Annotated in this window: 3 protein-coding genes; 1 reads left to right on the forward strand and 2 read right to left on the reverse strand. The window is 69.4% G+C overall.

What is annotated here, in order from left to right:
* Positions 1-460: alpha/beta fold hydrolase (locus tag IJH84_RS17575; protein ID WP_367269043.1), on the reverse strand; the 460-nt coding region annotated here is incomplete at its 3' end.
* Between the two features lie 28 nt (positions 461-488).
* Between IJH84_RS17575 and IJH84_RS17580 the strand changes: the two genes are divergently transcribed.
* On the forward strand, positions 489-902 hold the full coding sequence (locus IJH84_RS17580; RefSeq protein WP_295146384.1) for a TIGR03668 family PPOX class F420-dependent oxidoreductase: 414 nt from the start codon (positions 489-491) through the stop codon (positions 900-902).
* Between the two features lie 33 nt (positions 903-935).
* Here the strand turns inward: IJH84_RS17580 and IJH84_RS17585 are convergent.
* On the reverse strand, positions 936-1,535 hold a 600-nt coding region (locus IJH84_RS17585; protein WP_295146386.1), incomplete at its 5' end, for a VOC family protein.

Consider the following 1,535-nt stretch of genomic DNA (forward strand, 5'->3'; position numbering starts at 1 on the left):
CGGCCACGTCGTAGGCCAGCCGCCCGGCCGAGCCCACTCCCATCAGCACGATCGGCCGCTGATCCTTGCGCTGCTCGGCCACCACCAGGTCCGTGACGCACTGCTGCCAGGTCCGGTAGGTGACCTGCCGCAGCCCGCTGGCGGTGAGGCCGAAGCCGGGCAGGTCGGGGGCGAGGAACTCGACGTCCAGCGAGGGCAGCCTGCTGTAGGGCGCCAGCATCCGGCCGTATCCGCCGATGCCGTGCAGCGCGATGAGCTTCGCCGGGGCGTCCGGGCGCGGCACCCGGTCCACGTGCACCCGTCTGCCCCGCCACGACCACCAGCTCTCCGCCGGCGCTTCGCCGGGCGAGTCGAAGCTCATGCCGCTGGGGAAGTACTCCTGGTAGCGCAGCCAATGCTCGTGCTGCGCGTAGCTGGGACCGACGACGCTGTCGGAACCTGGGGAATGGACGGTACGCACGTCTCGAAAATACGGAGCGGGTTCAGCGATGCGCATCAGCCAGGAGAAGGCACGCTACTGGTTCTCGACCTCGGGAGTCGCCCGGTTGGGAACCGCCGATTCGGCCGGTGCACCGCACTTGGTGCCGGTGACTTTCGCGGTGCGCGAGAACGTGGTCGTCACCGCAGTGGACCACAAGCCGAAAACGACCACGTCGCTGAAACGGCTGCGCAACATCACCGAGAACCCTCGGGTGTCGTTGCTGGTCGACCACTACGAACACGATTGGTCGGCGCTGTGGTGGGTGCGCGCGGACGGCGTCGCCGAGATCGTCGCGGCCGCCGATCACCCGGAGCTCACCGAAGCGCTGGCGGCGAAATATGAGCAATATCGCAACCAGCCGCCGCAGCATTCGATGATCGTCGCGCGGATCGAGCGCTGGAGCGGCTGGAGCGCTTCCTGATGGTTCGACTTCCTCATTCGCGGATTTCCGCGTTCAGCCCGCCGGTTCCATGAGGTAGAACCGACGCCCCTGGTCGTCCGAGCAGCTCGCCAGCCGCCCGAACGGCCGCTGCTGCGACGGCTCGGCCTGCCCGCCGAGCTCGCGCACGCGCGCCAGCGAGGCGTCGATGTCGTCGACGCGGAAACACAGCTGCACGTCGTCGTGCTGCCCGCCGTGCATTCCGGCCATCGGGTGCACGCCGTCGATCTGCCAACCGTCCGGGACGTTGCCGGCGGAGAAGCGCCAGCCGAGCAATCCGCCGTAGAACTCCTTCGCCGCCCCCGAATCCGGAGTGGCGATGGTGATGTAGTCGATGTCGCCCTGCCGCGGCCTGCGCGGTGCTTCCGCGAAGCCCGCCGCGGGAGTCGTGATCTGCCAGCGGTGCCCGAACGGGTCGTCGAGCCGTCCGGAGCGGCCGTAGAACCGGTCCTCGGCGTCCCAGATCTTCGGCGCGCCCGCGTCCCGCGCGCGCTGCAGCACCGCGTCGACGTCCGCGACCTGGAGGTTCAGGTTCACGCTGGCACCGCCGCGGGTCGCCGGGCTCGCCATGTCGATCTCCGGGAACTCGTCGGCGAGCATCAGCGCGCAACCGTC

The organism is Saccharopolyspora sp., assembly GCF_017434145.1.
GTDB classification, from domain to species: domain Bacteria; phylum Actinomycetota; class Actinomycetes; order Mycobacteriales; family Pseudonocardiaceae; genus Saccharopolyspora_C; species Saccharopolyspora_C galaxeae.

Coding starts and splice junctions, on each gene's coding strand:
- IJH84_RS17580 (WP_295146384.1), top strand. CDS start 489: ATGCGCATCAGCCAGGAGAAGGCACGCTACTGGTTCTCGACCTCGGGA.